The following is a 15638-nucleotide window of genomic DNA, read 5'->3' as shown; positions in this document are numbered from 1 at the left end:
GTCACCCGTCGTGCCCTGTCCGCGGCCGGCGCCGCGGACAGGGCACGAGGGCGTGCCCGGACGGACTCGGTGGGCCCGGTGCGCTCAGTTGTGGCCGAAGCGGCGTTCCCGGCCCTTGCGGGCGGCGCCGGTGGGGGGCGTCCGCTCCGCGGCGGCCGACTTCGCGCGCTCCCGCTCCCGCTGCTGCTCCTCCGCGGTGCGCGATTCCCGGGCCGGCTGACGGTTCTTGTTCTTCGCCATGTTCGCCTCCTGCGACGGAGGTCCGTCTCCGAACGAGAGGGTCCTCCCGTTCAGATTCGCATGACCGTAAATGCCGTGCATGTCGGACAATTACCGCGAGTGGGCGCCACGCCGATGATCGAGTTCCGGCTGATAACCCCCGCGCGGTCGGGCAGACTCGAAGGACACGGGGAACGGCCGGCACGCGAAGGCACAGCCTCGGCTGGATGTCATGACCGAGAGTGGGTGGAACGTCGTGGACCGCTGCGTCGTCCTGGTGGACGCCGGATATCTGCTGGGCGCCGCCGCCAGCCTGCTGGCCGGGGAACCCACCCGCTCGCGGATCACCGTCGACCACGCCGGTCTCATCCGGTCCCTCCGGCGGCAGGCGGAGGCCGACACCCAGTGCGCGCTGCTGCGCATCTACTGGTTCGACGGCGCCCCCGACCGGGTGCCGCAGCCCGAGCACCGCAGGCTGCGGGTGATGCCCCGGGTGACCGTACGGCTGGGGGCGCTCACCCGCAGCGACGGCCGCTGGGCGCAGAAAGGCGTGGATGCCGCCATGCACGCGGAGCTGACCGAACTCGCCCGCAACCGGGCCTGCTCCGACATCGTGCTGGTGACCGGCGACGGAGATCTGCTGCCGGGGCTGATGTCCGCGAAGGAGCACGGGGTCGCCGTCCACCTGTGGGCGGTCCAGGCCGCCGACGGGGACTACAACCAGTCCGAGGACCTGGTGGCCGAGGCCGACGAGCGACGGGTGCTGGACCGGACCTGGATCACCCCCGTGGTCCGTGCCAAGGACCTCTCCGCGCCCTGCGCGCCCCAGCCCGCACCCCGCCCGGAGATCGCCGCGATCCTCTCCGCGCCGCTCCCGGAGAGCGGCAAGAACGGTTCCGTGGGCCACCGCGGCCCCGCCCCCGCAGGCCCGGCCCCCGCTCCCGCCGACCGGCCGCCCGAGGAGGACGAGGGAGCCGAGCCGCAGCCCGCGGCGGAGGACGGCGACGCGGACGCCGGGCGGCCCGCGTCCGGGACTCCGCAGCGGAGCGAAGGCGTGCCCACCCCCAAGGACCTGGCCGACCTCGGCCGCCAGGGGCAGCAGACGCATCTGCCCGCCGGGCCGCCGGGGGCCACGCTCCGCTGGTCGTCGGACCGCGGCTGGGTCGAGCGGTCGGCACCCGGCGGCGAACCGCCCGAGACCGCGGCCCTGCCGATGCTCGCCCAGCTCACCACGGCCGAGCAGCGCTGGGCCGACCGCGAGGAGGACATCACCGCCGTCAGCGGCGACCCCTTCGAGGTCGGTCAGGTCTTCGCGCGCCGCTGGACCGAGCGCCTGGTCAGCGAGCACCATCTGAACCAGCTCTCCGCCGAGTACCCCCGCATCCCGCACCGGATCGACGGCGAGCTGCTCCGCTACGCGGCCCGGTTCGGCCTGCTCGCACACAAGGACGACCAGATCGACGAGCACGACCGCTACGCGATCCGGGCGGGGTTCTGGCGCGAGGTGGACGCCCGCTCCGGCGCCTCGGCCGAGCACGCGTCGGCCGGTGACTGACCTCCCGGTGCATCGCGTTCCGCAGGCCGGGGCGGCCGGGTACCCGACACGGCGCGCCACCGGCTCCGCACCCGCACCGCGCCGCCGCCGCCGGCCGCGCCGGGAGCCCGCAGGGGCCGGAGCGGGCCGGCGGAACCCGGACGCGTACCCTCATAGGTCGTGAGAACGGGCACTCGGCAGGCGGTGGACAGCTCGGTGGCAAGCGCGACGGCACCGGCCCGCACCGCTGTGCGTGTCGAGGACCTGGTCAAGACCTACGCGCCGGTGCGGGCCCGGCGCGGTGCCCCGGCGGCGCCCGCCGTCCGGGCGACCGACGGTGTCTGCCTGCGGGTGGGGCAGGGCGAGATCTTCGGGCTGCTGGGCCCCAACGGAGCCGGGAAGTCCACCCTGGTACGGCAGCTCACCGGGCTGCTGCGGCCCGACTCCGGAGCGGTCGAGGTGCTCGGCCACGATCTGGTGCGCCACCCCGAGCGGGCCGCCCGGCTGCTGGCCTACCTCGGGCAGGAGTCGACCGCGCTGGACGAGCTGAGTGTCGCCCTCGCCGCCGAGACCACCGCGCGGCTGCGCGGGATGGACACCGCGGCGGCCCGCGCCGCGCGCGACGAGGTGCTGGCCGAGCTGGAGCTGACGCAGCTCGCCTCGCGGCCGCTCAAACGGCTCTCCGGCGGGCAGCGGCGGCTGGCGTGCGTGGCCGCGGCACTGGTGGGGGACCGGCCGCTGCTGGTGCTGGACGAGCCGACCACCGGCATGGACCCGCACGCGCGGCGTGCGGTGTGGGCGGCCGTCGACCGGCGGCGCGCCGAGCGTGGGGTGACCGTGCTGCTGGTGACGCACAACGTGATCGAGGCCGAGACCGTGCTGGACCGGGTGGCCGTGCTGGACCGGGGCCGGGTGATCGCCTGCGACACCCCCGGCGGGCTGAAGGCGACGGTCGGCGACGAGGTGCGGCTGGAACTGGTGTGGCGGGAGCGCGCTCCGGTGGAGATCCCGGAGGTGGCCGCGCTCGCCGCCGGCGCCGCCGTCACCGGCCGCCGCTGGACGCTGCGGCTGCCGCCCGCCACCGCCCGGGAGGCGGTCGCGCTGGTCACCACGGGCGAGGCGTTCGCGGCCCTGGACGACTTCCGGCTCGCCACCCCGAGCCTGGAGGACGTGTATGTCGCTCTCGGCGGCCGCGCGGCGGGCCAGGACGGCGCCGAGGGTCTGGTCAAGGCATGAACGCGCGGACGGGATGCCGGAACGGACGCGGCCCGGCGGGCAGCCGGCGCGGCGGGACGAGACGGTATCGGACCATGCGCCGACGGTGCGCGACGTGAGGGGCAGGCTCGGGTGAGGACGACGGTGGGCAGCCGTACGCGGACCGGCGGCCGCGCCGCGGAGCACGGCGCGGCCGGTGCGCGGGAGCGCGCGGGCGCCGAGGCGGCCGCGGCCTCCGCCACGGACACCGCGGCCGGGGGCGGGCCGCTCCGCACGGCGGAGCCGGGCGCCGGTGCCGGTGCCGGGGCGGCGGGCGACGGCACGGCCCGGATGCCGCTGGCGCCGCGCGCCCGGCTGTGGCCCGCGCTGGGCGCCGTCTACCGGGCCCAGCTCTCCCGGGCCCGGGTGGCGCGGATCCCGCTGCTGTTCGTGGCGACCTTCCAGTCGCTGGGGATCATGGTCCTGATGCGCGGAGTGGTGGACGGCGGCGCCGAGGCGCGGGCCGTGGTCGCCGGGTCCAGCGTGCTGGTGGTGGCCTTCGTGGCGCTGAACCTGCTCGCCCAGTACTTCGGCCAGCTGCGCGCGGGCGGCGGCCTGGACCACTATGCGACCCTGCCGGTGCCGGCCGCCTCCGTCGTGCTGGGCGCGGCGGCGGCCTACGCGTCCTTCACCGTCCCCGGAGTGCTGGTGACGGCGGTGGCGGGCAGTGTGCTCTTCCAGCTCCCGCTGGGCGGGCTGTGGGTGCTGGCGGCCGTCGTCCCGCTCGCCGGTGCCGCGCTCGCCGGGCTGGGCGCGGCGCTGGGGCTGCTCGCCCCGCGCCCCGAGCTGGCCACCCTGGGCGGCCAGCTGGGGATGTCGGCGGCGCTGCTGCTGGGTGTCCTGCCCGCGGGCGGGTTGCCGCCGGCGGTCGGCTGGGTCCGGGACCTGCTGCCGTCCACCTACGGGGTGGAGGCCTTCGCGCGCACCTTCGCACCGCACCCGGACTGGGTGCGCGTCGCACTGGATCTCGGGGTGTGCGCGGCGGTCGGGGTGCTCTCGCTCGCCCTCGCCACCCGTGCCTACCGCTGGGCGGCCACCCGCTGACACCCGGGCGGGCACCCGCTGCCGCCGGTGGCCGCGCCGGGGGCGGGCCGGGGCCTTCCGCATCGCGCGGGCCTGGCACGATGGCGGGGTGACCGTACCGACGCCCTCCTCTCCCGATCCGGACTCCTCCCACCCCTCCGCGCCCGCGGCGGGAGCGGATGACCAGCCCGGCGGCGGTGCCTCCGGGCCGCCGCTCGCGCAGTCGTACGCGGTGCACACCGGCTACGGGGGGCAGGCCGGGCCGGTCCTCTCGCGCGAACTGTTGCACGCGGCCGTCTGCGCGGTGGCCGTCGCCGTCCTCGGCGTCCTGATGGGACTGCTGTGGCTGTGGCTGGCGCCCCGGGTGCCGCTGTACACCAGCGGCAAGCTGGTCCTCTTCCGGCACCCCGAGGGCGAGGAGGCCATCGGCGCAGAGGGCGTCTTCACCCTGCTCGGGTTGGGATTCGGGGTGGTGACGGGGCTCGCCGTCTTCCTGGCCCGCAGGAGCGGCGGCGTGGGCCTGGTGGTCGGCCTGTGCCTGGGCGGGGCGCTGGGCTCCGTACTGGCCTGGCGGACCGGCGTGTGGCTGGGCCCCGAGACGGACCTGTCGGCGGCGGCGCGGGCGGCCGGCCAGGGCGCCACCTTCGACGCGCCGCTGGAACTGCACGCGTACGCGGTGCTGATGGCCTGGCCGCTCGCCGCCGTGCTCGTCCATCTGCTGGTGACCGCGCTCTTCGGCCCCCGCGACGAGCCCGTCGCCCAGCTCGCCCCGGCGCCGCAGCGCTGGGAGAGCTGACCGGCGCCCGCGGCTGACTCCCGGGGCGGACCGGGGCCAGGGGAGTCAGCCGCGGGCGACCGGGGCGAGGACGGCGCCGGTCAGCGCGGTCAGGTCCGCGGGTGCCAGCTCGATCTCCAGGCCGCGGCGGCCTGCCGAGACGCAGATCGCCGGATGGTCCTGCGCGGAGGCGTCCAGCACCGTGGGGAGCCGCTTGCGCTGCCCGAGCGGGGAGATGCCGCCGCGGACGTAGCCGGAGGAGCGCTCGGCCGCCGCCGGGTCGGCCAGCACGGCCCGCTTGCCGCCCACCGCCGCCGCCAGCGCTTTCAGGTCCAGCGAGGCCGACACCGGGACGACGGCGACCGTCAGCGCACCGTCCACCTCGGCCACCAGCGTCTTGAAGACCTGCTCCGGCGGCACGCCCAGCGCCTCGGCGGCCTCCTCGCCGTAGGAGGGTGCCGCCGGATCGTGGGTGTAGGCGTGCGTCTCGAAGGCGATGCCCGCCTCGGTGGCCGCGACGATGGCCGGGGTCGCCGACCCCTGCCGCTTGCTCTTCTTGGCCATGTGCTCCGCTCCGGGGAGGGTCAGTTCCGGCTGGTCGGGTTCCGCGTCAGGTCGGCCGCGGGCAGCGACGGCAGCTTGCCGATGACGGCTGCCTCCCTGCGCAGCAGCTTCAGCTCGTCCGCCAGCCGGGTCGCGGTGTCCGGGGCCTGGAGCAGCCGCTGCTTGGCGGGGGTGTCCAGCACGGTGGCCGCCGCGACCAGGTACGAGACCACGGACGGGTCGTCCGGCAGGTCCTGCTCCTGCCCGGCGGCCAGGGTCCGCTCCCGGGCGCTGGCCAGCCGCTTCTGGTACGCGCGGAAGGCCCGCAGCACGCCGGAGGCGAGCGCGCCCGCCTCGTCGCCCTCCTCCTCCGGCAACTCCTCGATCTCGCCGGTCAGATAGGGGCCGGAGGCGTCGACCGACAGCAGCCGGAAGCGGGTGGTACCGGTCGCCAGCACCTCGTAGCCGGTCGTGCCACCGCGCGGATCGGTGTCCGGGGCCGTCTCCTCCGGCTCCTCAGCGGAGTCCGCCGCGCCTGTGCCCGTGACGCGTTCGCGGATGGTGGAGGCGTCGGCGATGCAGCCGACCGTGTAGAACGAGGTGATCGGGTCCGGACCGAAGCCGGCCGTCGGGTCGGCGCCCTGCGGCGGTGCGGAATCGGGCATTCCGGTGGCGGCGGGGGCGACCTCGCGGCCGTCCCGGATGGCGACGACACCGAAGCGGCGGGGCGCGTCCTCGGGCAGCGCGAGCAGGTCCCGCATCAGCGCGCGGTACCGCGGCTCGAAGATGTTCAGCGGCAGCACCAGCCCCGGGAACAGCACCGAGTTGAGGGGGAAGAGCGGAAGCGCGGTTGTCACAACCGGTAAGCCTAAAGCCTCCGGCCCCCGGCGCGGGTCCCGGTGCGCCCTACGGACACCTCCGAGGTACCCCCGCGCCACCCCCGGGGGACTCCCGGGGCGGCCCGGCCCCCGGCGCCGGGGAGCCACCCGGGAACGGCCCCTGCGCCCCGCGGCGGGGCCGGAGACGGGCGCCGCCGCGCCCCGCGGCGGGGCTACTGCCGCCGCAGCAGCCGGGTGGCACCCGCCGCCACCGTGGTCGCCAGCACCCAGCCCGCCAGGATCATCGCGGCGGCCATCCACTGGTAGCCGCCGCCCGGGTCCCAGGCGGTGTCCTGGCCGAAGGAGATCACCGGCAGCAGCAGGTCCAGCGCGTACAGCGTCGCGTTCCAGTGCGGCGCCTCGTCGCCCTTGAGCGCGGGCGGCCGGTGCGCCTGGAACAGCACCGCGCCCGTCAGCCACAGCAGCGCCATCCACAGCGCGGCCTGCGCGGGCCGGTAGCCGTAGGCCACCGTCCAGTCCTGCAGCACCCCCCACAGCTTGCCGGGCAGCGGCAGGGTCTCCCGCCGCCGGCGCTGCTTGGCCAGCAGCACCTGGCGCGCGTTGGTGTCCTCGCCGCTGTTCCGGTACATCGCCGCGAGCTGCTCGTAGGGCTCCGGCGCGTACTCCGCGGTCGCGGCGTTGATCCACTGGAGCCGCTCGCGGACGTTGAAATGGCCCTCCTTGGGGATCGCGTGCTGGTAGGTGAAGCCGGCCATCCACAGCCGGTGGTCGCCCGGCCAGCTGGAGGCCCGGTCCATCAGCTTCTCCACCGACGCGCCGGAGAGCACCACCAGCCCCCGCTCGGGCAGTTGCGGGGTGAAGGTCAGCTCCGGGGTGGTGATGCGGCGCAGCGACAGCTCCTGGTCGCGCTGCATCTGCAGCCGGGCGTTCTCGATCACCAGCGAGGAGCCGAACCGCCCGTCGTCCAGCACCATGCCCCCGGTGCACTGGAAGTGTTTGGTGCGATGCGGATCCCACCCGGTGCGCGGCAGGCTCGGCGCCCAGGGGTGTGCGCCCCCCCGGCCGCCGAAGTCGTAGCGGGTGCCGGTCGGCGGCGTCGTGCCGTAGATGTGCGGAGCGCTGCCCCGCCCGGCGTCGCCGAAGCTGGCCACCTGCTCGACGGTCATCTGCGGCGCGTACAGCGCGAAGCGCCCGCGCGGATTGCGCAGTACCGAGCCGAACATGTGCAGCGAGCTGCCCACCGAGGCGCCGCGCAGGCTCACCTGCCCGTCGGTGACCAGCAGGCTGGCCTGGAGCTCCTGGGAGACGCTGACCCCGTCGGCGGCGATCGCGCGGTTGCGCGGGCCGCTGCCCACGGTGGCCGCGTTGAGCAGCAGGTCGGTGCCGATCGAGGCGTCCGTCAGCCGCACGCCTTCGGGGATGCTGCACCGGGGCAGGTGCAGATCCCCCTCGGTGGTCAGCCGGGCCGCCTCCAGCCGCGGGAGGTAGCAGTCGACGAAGCGCGCCGTGTTGACGCGTGCCTCCGGCATCCGCACCTCTTCCTCGAAGCGGCACTGCCGCAGCTCGAAGTACGTCTCCACGGTGCCGCCCGCCAGATCCAGGCAGCCGGTCACCAGCGCTCCGGTCAGGTGCAGCGACGCCACCCGGCCCAGCAGCGGCGGCGGCCCGTGCAGCAGCAGCAGCGCTATCACCCGGGCCCGGACCGTGCGCTCCGGGCCCCAGACGTGATCGCCGTTCGGATCGTCCAGCTCGGCCTCGCCGTGCCGCAGATCGTGCTCGGTACCGTTGCGGAACGCCTGCCAGAGCCCCCACTCGGCAGTCGTCAGCCGCAGTCCCGGCGGCGGCTCGCCCGAGTCCACCGGCTCGCTCACGCTTCCTCCCCCTCGATTCCTCGTGTCCCCGGCAGCCCGCCACGTGTCCCGGCCCGGCCTCTCGGTCCCGGCCCTCCGTCGCCCGGTCTCCCGGTGTCCGAACCGGCGGCCTGGCCGCGACACGTTCGGACCAACTGGTCGTACCGGTCCCTTTCCCGCTCCGTGACCGGATGAACGCGGGAGGCGACGTTCGTCGCGTGTGACCTGTATCAGCCTCTGATACGGGCGGCCGGGGCGCGTCGCGGGTCTGAGAGACTTGAGTACGTGATCTCCCGAATCGATCTGCGCGGCGCCGCCCTCGCCACCGCGGCCTCCGGCCCGGCGAACGGCGCGCTCGACCGCGACCTGCTGCCCCGTGCCGAGCTCGACGTCGAAGCCGCCCTGGAGAAGGTGCGGCCCATCTGCGACGACGTGCGGCATCGCGGCGCGGCGGCGGTGATCGAGTACACCGAGCGGTTCGACGGAGTGCGCCTGGAGCAGACCCGGGTGCCCGCCGAGGCACTGTGCACGGCTCTCCGGGAGCTGGATCCGGCCGTGCGCGCGGCTCTGGAGGAGTCCATCAGGCGCGCCCGGACCGTCCACCGCGACCAGCGGCGCACCGACTCCACCGTGCAGGTGGTGCCCGGCGGCACCGTCACCGAGCGCTGGGTCCCGGTGGAGCGGGTGGGGCTGTACGTCCCCGGCGGGCGCGCCGTCTACCCGTCCTCCGTCGTGATGAACGTGGTCCCCGCGCAGGAGGCCGGCGTCGGCTCGCTGGCCGTGGCCTCACCCGCGCAGGCCGGGTTCGGCGGCCTGCCGCACCCCACCATCCTCGCCGCCTGCGCGCTGCTGGACGTCGACGAGGTGTACGCGGTGGGCGGCGCCCAGGCCGTGGCGATGTTCGCCCACGGCACCGCCGAGTGCGCCCCGGTCCAGTTGGTGACCGGCCCCGGCAACATCTACGTGGCGGCGGCCAAGCGGCTGCTCAAGGGCGTCATCGGCATCGACTCCGAGGCGGGCCCGACCGAGATCGCGATCCTCGCCGACGACACCGCCGACCCGGCCCACGTCGCCTCCGACCTGATCAGCCAGGCCGAGCACGACGTCGTCGCCGCAGCGGTGCTCGTCACCCCCTCCGAGGAGCTCGCCGAGGCCGTCGAGCGGGAGCTGAAGACGCAGGTGCCCGCCACCAGGCACAGCGAGCGCATCACCGAGGCGCTGTCCGGACGGCAGTCGGGCATCGTGCTCGTCGACTCCCTCGAGGCCGGGCTGGCCGTGGTCAACGGCTACGCCGCCGAGCACCTGGAGATCCAGACCGCCGACGCCGCGTCCTGGGCCGCGCGGGTGCGCAACGCGGGCGCCGTCTTCGTCGGCCCGTACGCGCCCGTCTCGCTCGGCGACTACGCCGCCGGCTCCAACCACGTGCTGCCCACCGGCGGCTGCGCCTGCCACTCCTCGGGCCTGTCCGTCCAGTCCTTCCTGCGCGGCATCCACGTCGTGGACTACACCCGGGACGCGCTCGCCGAGGTCACCCACCATGTCGTCACCCTGGCGGAGGCGGAGGACCTGCCCGCGCACGGCGCGGCGCTCAAGGCACGGTTCGACTGGAAGGTGCCCGAGGCCCCGTGACCGGCATTGACGATCTCCCCATCCGGGACGAGCTGCGCGGCAAGTCCCCCTACGGCGCGCCCCAGCTCGACGTACCCGTCCGGCTGAACACCAACGAGAACCCCTACCCGCTGCCCGACGCGCTCGTGGCGCGGATCGCCGAGCGGGTCACCGAGGCCGCGCGGCACCTCAACCGCTACCCGGACCGGGACGCGGTCGAGCTGCGCACCCGGCTGGCCGACTACCTCTCCCGCACCGCCGGGCACTCCGTCGACCACCGGCAGGTGTGGGCGGCCAACGGCTCCAACGAGGTGCTCCAGCAGCTCCTCCAGGCGTTCGGCGGACCGGGCCGGACGGCGCTGGGCTTCGAGCCGTCGTACTCGATGCACGCGCTGCTCGCCCGCGGCACCGGCACCGGCTGGCTGTCCGGCCCCCGCGACGGCGACTTCACCATCGACACCGAAGCCGCCGTCCGGGCCATCGCCGAGCACCGGCCCGACGTCGTCTTCGTCTGCTCGCCCAACAACCCCACCGGGACGGCCGTCTCGGAGGAGACGGTGCTGGCCTTGCACGACGCCGCGCAGGCTGCCCGCCCCGAGCACGGGGCGCTGGTGGTGGTGGACGAGGCCTACGGCGAGTTCTCGCACCACCCCTCGCTGCTTCCGCTGATCGAGGGCCGGCCGCGGCTGGTGCTCTCGCGCACCATGTCCAAGGCGTTCGGGGCCGCCGGGCTGCGGCTGGGCTATCTGGCCGCCGCGCCCGCCGTGGTGGACGCCGTGCAACTGGTCCGGCTGCCCTACCACCTGTCGGCCGTCACCCAGGCCACGGCGCTGGCCGCGCTGGAGCACACCGACACCCTGCTGGGCTACGTCGCGCAGCTCAAGACCGAGCGCGACCGGCTGGTGAGCGAGCTGCGCACCCTCGGCTGCGAGGTCACCGACTCGGACGCCAACTTCGTGCAGTTCGGCCGCTTCGACGGCGCGGCCGGGTCGCACGCCGTGTGGAAGGCGCTGCTGGAGCACGGCGTACTGGTCCGGGACAACGGCGTCCCCGGCCGGCTGCGGGTCACGGCGGGCACGCCGGAGGAGAACGACGCATTCCTCGACGCGGTGCGAGCCGTGCTGAAGGAACTGAAGGAGAAGAGCGACTGATGACGCGCAAGGGCCGGGTGGAGCGCACCACCAAGGAGACCTCTGTCGTGGTGGAGATCGACCTCGACGGCACCGGCGAGGTGGACGTCTCCACCGGGGTGGGCTTCTACGACCACATGCTCGACCAGCTCGGCCGGCACGGCCTGTTCGACCTCACCGTCAAGACCGAGGGCGATCTGCACATCGACAGCCACCACACCATCGAGGACACCTCGCTGGCGCTGGGGGCCGCCTTCAAGCAGGCGCTCGGCGACAAGCGCGGCATCGTGCGGTTCGCGAACGCCTCGGTGCCGCTGGACGAGTCGCTCGCCCAGGTGACCGTCGACCTGTCCGGCCGCCCCTACCTGGTGCACACCGAGCCCGAGGGCATGGCGCCGATGATCGGCAGCTACGACACCACGATGACCCGCCACATCCTGGAGTCCTTCGTCGCCCAGGCGCAGATCGCGCTGCACGTCCACGTGCCCTACGGCCGCAACGCGCACCACATCGTGGAGTGCCAGTTCAAGGCGCTGGCCCGGGCCCTGCGGTACGCGAGCGAACGCGACCCGCGGCAGACCGGCATCCCGTCCACGAAGGGTGCTCTGTGACCGGCCTCGCGGCGCTGCTGATCTTCGTCGGGCTGTTCCTGGCCGGCGGGGCGATCTCGTTCTGGAAGCAGCAGCTTCCCAAAGGGGTGATCGTGTTGCTCGCCGTGGCCTCGGTGATGTGCCTGGCGGCGGGGATCCTGCGAGTGGACTGGTGGGCATGACGACGAACACGGTGAACGGCAGGAAGAGCGTCGTGGTCTTCGACTACGGCTTCGGCAACGTGCGCTCCGCGGAGCGCGCCCTGGAGCGGGCCGGTGCCGACGTCGAGATCACCGGCGACTACGACAAGGCGATGGCCGCCGACGGCCTGCTGGTGCCCGGCGTGGGCGCCTTCGCCTCCTGCATGGAGGGGCTGGTCCGGGCGCGCGGCCACTGGGTCATCGGGCGCCGGCTGGCGGGGGGCCGGCCCGTCATGGGGATCTGCGTCGGCATGCAGATCCTCTTCTCCCGCGGGATCGAGCACGGCCGGGAGGCCGAGGGCCTGGACGAGTGGCCCGGCACCGTCGGCCCGCTCGCCCACGACGCCGCGCACCCCGTCCCGCACATGGGCTGGAACACCGTCGAGGCGCCCGCCGACTCGCGGCTGTTCGCCGGGCTGCCCGCCGACGAGCGGTACTACTTCGTCCACTCCTACGCCGTGCACGACTGGGAGCTGGAGACCGCCAACCCGGCCCTCAAACCGCCGGTGGTGAGCTGGACCGCGCACGCCGACCGGTTCGTCTCCGCCGTGGAGAACGGCCCGCTGTGGGCCACCCAGTTCCACCCCGAGAAGTCCGGCGACGCCGGAGCACAGCTACTGAAGAACTGGATCGAGTCCCTGTGAGCCGAAAGAGCGAGGAAGCCGTGAACGTGGCGAGCAACCGGCTGGAACTGCTGCCCGCCGTCGACGTCCGGGACGGGCAGGCCGTCCGCCTGGTGCACGGCGAGTCCGGCTCCGAGACCTCCTACGGCGACCCGCTGGAGGCGGCGCTGGCCTGGCAGCGCGCCGGAGCCGAGTGGCTGCATCTGGTCGACCTGGACGCCGCCTTCGGCACCGGCGACAACCGGGAGCGGATCGCCGAGGTCGCCCAGTCCATGGAGATCAAGGTCGAGCTGTCCGGCGGCATCCGCGACGACGCCTCGCTGGCGGCGGCGCTGGCCACCGGCTGCCGCCGCGTCAACCTCGGCACGGCGGCGCTGGAGGCCCCCGAGTGGGTCGCCGGGGTCATCGCCGAGTACGGCGACCGGATCGCCGTCGGCCTCGACGTGCGCGGCACCACGCTGCGCGGCCGCGGCTGGACCCGCGACGGCGGCGACCTCTACGAGACGCTGGCCCGCCTGGACTCCGAGGGCTGCGCCCGCTACGTCGTCACCGACATCGCCAAGGACGGCACCCTCAAGGGCCCCAACCTGGAGCTGCTGCGCACGGTGTGCGCCGCCACCGACCGGCCCGTGGTCGCCAGCGGCGGCGTCTCCTCGCTCGACGACCTGCGGGCCCTCGCGAAGCTGGTGCCCGAGGGCGTCGAGGGCGCGATCGTGGGGAAGGCCCTCTACGCCAAGGCGTTCACCCTGGAAGAGGCGTTGGAGGCGGTTTCCTGATGGCTTCGATACGGCGGATCGGGTCCGGTGCCCCCTGGGAGGAGCCGTTCGGCTACGCGCGCGCCGTCGAACTGCCCAACGGCCTGGTGCTGGTGGCCGGCTGCACTTCCGTGGTGGACGGCGTGGTCGCCGAGGGCGGCCCCTACGACCAGACCGTCACCGCCTTCGGAGTGGCGCTGGACGCGCTCAAGTCCCTCGGTCTGGGCGCCGACAGCGTGGTGCGCACCCGGATGTATCTGACGCACGCGCGGGACGTGGAGGAGGTGGGACGCGCGCACAAGGAGCTGTTCGGCGAGGTCCGGCCCGTCTCTTCCATGATCATCGTGTCCGGTTTCGCCGACCCGAGTCTGGTGGTCGAGGTGGAGGTCGAGGCGTACCGGGACCCGCAAGAGGCCCCAGGAACACCCGGAGCCTCCGGAGCACAAGGAGCACACGGAGCATGACCCTCGCGGTCCGAGTCATCCCCTGCCTGGACGTGGACGCCGGCCGGGTCGTCAAGGGCGTCAATTTCCAGAACCTGCGCGACGCCGGCGACCCGGTCGAGATGGCCAAGGTCTACGACGCCGAGGGCGCCGACGAGTTGACGTTCCTGGACATCACCGCCTCCTCCGGCGACCGTGAGACCACCTACGACGTGGTGCGGCGCACCGCCGAGCAGGTCTTCATCCCGCTGACCGTCGGTGGCGGGGTGCGCACCCCGGAGGACGTGGACAAGCTGTTGCGGGCCGGGGCCGACAAGGTCGGCGTCAACACCGCCGCCCTCGCCCGCCCGGAGCTGATCCGCGAGATCGCCGAACGGTTCGGCAGCCAGGTGCTGGTGCTTTCCGTGGACGCGCGCCGCCGCGCCGGAGGCGAGGGCTTCGAGGTCACCACGCACGGCGGCCGCCGCGGCGCCGATGTCGACGCCGTCGAGTGGGCCCACCGGGCGGCCGAACTGGGCGCCGGGGAGATCCTGCTCAACTCGATGGACGCGGACGGCACCAAGGACGGCTACGACACCGAGATGATCGCCGCCGTCCGCAAGCACGTCACCATCCCCGTGATCGCCTCCGGCGGCGCCGGGCGGCTCGACCACTTCCCGCCCGCCATCGGCGCCGGTGCCGACGCCGTACTGGCCGCCTCGGTCTTCCACTTCGGCGACCTGCGGATCGGCGAGGTCAAGCAGACTCTGCGCGACGCGGGCCACCCGGTCCGCTGACACCTGGCCGGTGGGGCCGCCGTGCCCCGGACCGGGGCGCCGGTCCGGGGCACGGCGGCGGTTCCATGCGTCACGGCGTCATACAGAAGTACGCTCACGGGCCTATGAGCCTCCGTACGCGCATCACCGTCAGCCTGCCTGCCGATGTCCTCGCCCACGCCCGTGCCGCCTCGGGCGGCGACCTCTCGGGCTATGTCGAGTACGCGCCCCAGAGCCCAGCAACTGCGCGACGCGACGCCAGTTCTCCGGGCCTGGCGCGCAGGGGCCGGGGATGACGCGGAGGAGCTGGCCGATCTCTTCGGCGCGGAGATCCTGTGACGCCCCCGAATCTTGGCCCGTGTCGGGGTTCCGTCGGTGGGCGCGACGGGGGCGTCTCCGAACCGATACCCGCCCCGAAGGTCAGGCGGTGCCGAGGTTGCCGGTCTTGATGCTCGTCACGAAGGTGGAGAACGCCTCGGTGGTCAGGTCCAGAACCGGACCCGCGGGGTTCTTGGAGTCCCGGACGGGGACGGTGCCGTGGGCGGCGAGATCGGCGGCGACCTGCACGCAGGCGCCGCCGTTGTTGCTGTAGGAGGACGTGAGCCAGCGGGGGGTTTCGGTCGTCACGGCGAGCCCTTTCGTAACTGATCGATCATGGCGACGGATTCCGTCTGGGAGGGCGCTGCGGCCTGGAGTTGATGGTAGGCCGTCAGCATGGGCAGCACGAACCGGTTGTCCCGCTCCAGATGGCCCCGCTGAGCGGACTCGGCGTACGACAGCAGCGAGCGGTCGGCCATCGTCAGGATATAGAGCGGCAGGTCGAAGGTCCGTCGGGTTCCCATGGTGAACGGGGCGACCTGGAGCAGGGTGTTCGCCCGCCCGGCGAACTCGACGACGCGCTCCAACTGCGCCTCCATGACGCCTGGTGCGCCGATCGGCCGGCGGATACAGCTCTCGTCCAGTACGACGGAGATCAGCGGTGGAGGCGTACGCGCGAGTGCGGCCTGCCGCTCCGCGATCAGAGCGATCCGCTCCTCGGCCTGGTCGGTGGTGATCGCCCCCCGGTTCACCGCGCTCTCGGCCAGCACCGTCGCGTACTCCCGGGTCTGGAGCAGCCCGGGGATGATCCCGATCTCGAACGCGCGGATCTCCGCCGCCCGCACCTCGCACTCCACGTACTGGGGGAAGCCCTCCAGCAGGCTGCCGTGCCGGATCTCGCGGTGCTGCTGCTCGAACGTGTCCGCGGTGTCCGCGATGCCGAAGGCGAGGTCCGCACTGCGCGAGAAGCGCAAGGTCGGCATCTTGCGACCGGTTTCCACGGCTGACACATGCGTACTGGAATATCCCGTCCGGTCTCCCAGCTCCTCCTGCTTCCAGCCGCGCGCCTCCCGCATGCTGCGCAGCCGCGCTCCGAACGCTGCTTGGGGAGAGCTGTCCGGATCCAACTCCTTGCGGTTCAACGGCCCGTCACCGACCTTTCGTTCCGGTCTGACACGT

19 protein-coding genes are annotated in these 15638 nt (G+C 74.0%); 13 read left to right on the top strand and 6 right to left on the bottom strand.

Annotation, left to right across the window (positions count from 1 at the left end; translation table 11 throughout):
* Window positions 1-84: 84 nt before the first annotated feature.
* A complete protein-coding gene (locus ACFYMO_RS08065; protein ID WP_019358568.1) occupies window positions 85-240 on the bottom strand; it encodes a hypothetical protein in 156 nt (51 codons plus the stop codon).
* Window positions 241-475: 235 nt separating this feature from the next.
* Here ACFYMO_RS08065 and ACFYMO_RS08060 point away from each other — a divergent pair, with 235 nt between their 5' ends.
* From ACFYMO_RS08060 to ACFYMO_RS08045, 4 genes are all read left to right on the top strand, one after another.
* Complete coding sequence (locus ACFYMO_RS08060) at window positions 476-1774, top strand: NYN domain-containing protein (RefSeq protein ID WP_366772401.1); 1299 nt, start codon at window positions 476-478, stop codon at window positions 1772-1774.
* A gap of 159 nt (window positions 1775-1933) precedes the next feature.
* Window positions 1934-2989, top strand: a complete 1056-nt coding sequence (locus ACFYMO_RS08055) for an ABC transporter ATP-binding protein (protein ID WP_388545041.1) — start codon at window positions 1934-1936, stop codon at window positions 2987-2989.
* Between the two features lie 309 nt (window positions 2990-3298).
* Window positions 3299-4051, top strand: coding sequence for an ABC transporter permease (locus ACFYMO_RS08050; RefSeq protein WP_366772403.1), 753 nt, complete (start codon window positions 3299-3301; stop codon window positions 4049-4051).
* Window positions 4052-4139: 88 nt separating this feature from the next.
* Window positions 4140-4826 (top strand): hypothetical protein, encoded by a 687-nt coding sequence (locus tag ACFYMO_RS08045; RefSeq protein ID WP_366772355.1) that lies wholly within the window; start codon window positions 4140-4142, stop codon window positions 4824-4826.
* A 45-nt stretch (window positions 4827-4871) separates the two neighbouring features.
* Here the strand turns inward: ACFYMO_RS08045 and ybaK are convergent, their stop codons facing one another.
* The 3 genes from ybaK to ACFYMO_RS08030 form a co-directional block, all read right to left on the bottom strand.
* Window positions 4872-5369 (bottom strand): Cys-tRNA(Pro) deacylase, encoded by a 498-nt coding sequence (gene ybaK, locus ACFYMO_RS08040; protein WP_366772356.1) that lies wholly within the window; start codon window positions 5367-5369, stop codon window positions 4872-4874.
* 20 nt (window positions 5370-5389) lie between these two features.
* A complete protein-coding gene (locus ACFYMO_RS08035) occupies window positions 5390-6205 on the bottom strand; it encodes an LON peptidase substrate-binding domain-containing protein (RefSeq protein WP_366772357.1) in 816 nt (271 codons plus the stop codon).
* Between the two features lie 194 nt (window positions 6206-6399).
* Window positions 6400-8058, bottom strand: a complete 1659-nt coding sequence (locus tag ACFYMO_RS08030) for an oxidoreductase (protein ID WP_388545036.1) — start codon at window positions 8056-8058, stop codon at window positions 6400-6402.
* A gap of 264 nt (window positions 8059-8322) precedes the next feature.
* On the opposite strand from ACFYMO_RS08030, the gene hisD reads away from it, so the two are divergent.
* The 9 genes from hisD (at window position 8323) to ACFYMO_RS07985 (ending at window position 14480) form a co-directional block, all read left to right on the top strand.
* Entirely contained in the window at window positions 8323-9666 is a 1344-nt protein-coding gene (gene hisD, locus ACFYMO_RS08025) for a histidinol dehydrogenase (protein WP_366772359.1), read from the top strand.
* Window positions 9663-10796, top strand: coding sequence for a histidinol-phosphate transaminase (locus ACFYMO_RS08020; protein WP_366772360.1), 1134 nt, complete (start codon window positions 9663-9665; stop codon window positions 10794-10796). The genes hisD and ACFYMO_RS08020 overlap by 4 nt, the downstream gene beginning before the upstream one ends.
* The gene (gene hisB, locus ACFYMO_RS08015; protein ID WP_019358558.1) at window positions 10796-11386 is read left to right on the top strand and encodes an imidazoleglycerol-phosphate dehydratase HisB; all 591 of its coding nucleotides are present in this window, start codon (window positions 10796-10798) and stop codon (window positions 11384-11386) included. The genes ACFYMO_RS08020 and hisB overlap by 1 nt, the downstream gene beginning before the upstream one ends.
* Window positions 11383-11547 (top strand): hypothetical protein, encoded by a 165-nt coding sequence (locus ACFYMO_RS08010; RefSeq protein WP_019358557.1) that lies wholly within the window; start codon window positions 11383-11385, stop codon window positions 11545-11547. The genes hisB and ACFYMO_RS08010 overlap by 4 nt, the downstream gene beginning before the upstream one ends.
* Window positions 11544-12209, top strand: coding sequence for an imidazole glycerol phosphate synthase subunit HisH (gene hisH / locus ACFYMO_RS08005; protein ID WP_366772361.1), 666 nt, complete (start codon window positions 11544-11546; stop codon window positions 12207-12209). The genes ACFYMO_RS08010 and hisH overlap by 4 nt, the downstream gene beginning before the upstream one ends.
* Before the next feature lie 26 nt (window positions 12210-12235).
* Complete coding sequence (gene priA / locus ACFYMO_RS08000; protein ID WP_074998742.1) at window positions 12236-12964, top strand: bifunctional 1-(5-phosphoribosyl)-5-((5-phosphoribosylamino)methylideneamino)imidazole-4-carboxamide isomerase/phosphoribosylanthranilate isomerase PriA; 729 nt, start codon at window positions 12236-12238, stop codon at window positions 12962-12964.
* Window positions 12964-13407 carry a RidA family protein gene (locus ACFYMO_RS07995; RefSeq protein WP_366772362.1) on the top strand — a complete coding sequence of 148 codons (444 nt, stop codon included), beginning with the start codon at window positions 12964-12966 and terminating at the stop codon, window positions 13405-13407. Before priA ends, ACFYMO_RS07995 begins: the two co-directional genes overlap by 1 nt.
* Window positions 13404-14162 carry an imidazole glycerol phosphate synthase subunit HisF gene (hisF, locus tag ACFYMO_RS07990; RefSeq protein ID WP_276474881.1) on the top strand — a complete coding sequence of 253 codons (759 nt, stop codon included), beginning with the start codon at window positions 13404-13406 and terminating at the stop codon, window positions 14160-14162. The genes ACFYMO_RS07995 and hisF overlap by 4 nt, the downstream gene beginning before the upstream one ends.
* A 192-nt stretch (window positions 14163-14354) precedes the next feature.
* Entirely contained in the window at window positions 14355-14480 is a 126-nt protein-coding gene (locus tag ACFYMO_RS07985; RefSeq protein ID WP_388545029.1) for a hypothetical protein, read from the top strand.
* Between the two features lie 81 nt (window positions 14481-14561).
* Here the strand turns inward: ACFYMO_RS07985 and ACFYMO_RS07980 are convergent, their stop codons facing one another.
* The gene (locus tag ACFYMO_RS07980; protein WP_366772363.1) at window positions 14562-14768 is read right to left on the bottom strand and encodes a DUF397 domain-containing protein; all 207 of its coding nucleotides are present in this window, start codon (window positions 14766-14768) and stop codon (window positions 14562-14564) included.
* The gene (locus ACFYMO_RS07975) at window positions 14765-15601 is read right to left on the bottom strand and encodes a helix-turn-helix domain-containing protein (protein WP_388545026.1); all 837 of its coding nucleotides are present in this window, start codon (window positions 15599-15601) and stop codon (window positions 14765-14767) included. The genes ACFYMO_RS07980 and ACFYMO_RS07975 overlap by 4 nt, the downstream gene beginning before the upstream one ends.
* Between the last annotated feature and the right edge of the window lie 37 nt (window positions 15602-15638).

It is taken from the genome of Streptomyces sp. NPDC007025 (assembly GCF_042869455.1).
In the GTDB taxonomy this organism is placed as follows: domain Bacteria; phylum Actinomycetota; class Actinomycetes; order Streptomycetales; family Streptomycetaceae; genus Streptomyces.
Note: the sequence above shows the minus strand (reverse complement) of the source record. Positions and strands in the feature narration are given on the sequence as shown.